The organism is Vibrio sp. 1249-1 (assembly GCF_033340495.1).
On the sequence record NZ_JAWOWJ010000119.1, the window covers coordinates 1 to 1,099 of the forward strand.

A 1,099-nucleotide genomic window follows, 5' to 3' on the forward strand; every position below is an offset into this window, starting at 1 on the left:
TTAGCGGATTACCTAATGGAGCAAGCTGGCCTAGAAGCGCCGCTTTCTGCTGAGAAAAACCGTGCATTACTGAACATTGCAACGGCGACCAAAATTGCTTTCTCTGAGCAAGACAGCGTAGAAGTTGACGTGTTTGGCTGGAAAGGCACTGTAACACGCGAGCAGTTCGAAGACCTGATTCGCCCACTCGTGAAGAAAACTCTGATGTCTTGTCGTCGTGCACTGAAAGATGCTGACGTAGAAGCGGAGGAAGTACTTGAAGTGGTGATGGTTGGTGGCTCAACTCGTACCTTGCTTGTCCGTGAAATGGTGGGCGAATTCTTTGGTCGCACACCACTCACTAGCATCAACCCTGATGAAGTGGTGGCTATTGGTGCGGGTATCCAAGCAGATATTCTTGCTGGTAACAAGCCTGACTCTGAAATGCTGCTGCTTGACGTGATTCCATTATCATTGGGTATTGAAACCATGGGTGGGTTGGTTGAGAAAATCATTCCGCGCAACACCACGATTCCTGTTGCTCGCGCGCAAGAGTTTACCACCTTCAAAGATGGTCAAACGGCGATGAGCGTGCACGTTGTGCAAGGTGAGCGCGAGATGGTGGATGATTGTCGTTCACTTGCGCGTTTCTCACTAAAAGGTATTCCTCCTATGGCGGCAGGTGCTGCGCACATCCGAGTGACGTACCAAGTTGATGCTGACGGTTTACTATCTGTGACTGCAATGGAAAAGAGCACTGGTGTTCAGTCCGAAATTCAAGTGAAACCTTCTTACGGTTTAAGCGATAACGAAGTTGCGAACATGCTGCGTGATTCGATGACTCACGCCAAAGAAGACATGCAAGCTCGTGCGTTAGCTGAACAACGCGTTGAAGCCGACCGGGTGATTGAAGGTTTGATCGCTGCAATGCAAGCTGATGGTGATGAACTACTATCAGAGCAAGAAAAACAAGATCTATTAAAAGCCATTGAAGCACTGATTGAGCTGCGTAATGGTGATGATGCAAATGCCATTGAGCAAGGTATCAAAGATACAGACAAAGCTAGCCAAGACTTTGCGTCGCGCCGTATGGATAAATCGATTCGAGCTGCATTGTCAG

At 48.4% G+C, this 1,099-nt stretch carries 1 protein-coding gene; it reads left to right on the top strand.

The features are described 5' to 3' along the window. The coding region (locus tag R7Z50_RS24665; RefSeq protein WP_318149373.1) for an Hsp70 family protein at nt 1-1,099 on the top strand (1,099 nt) is incomplete at both ends.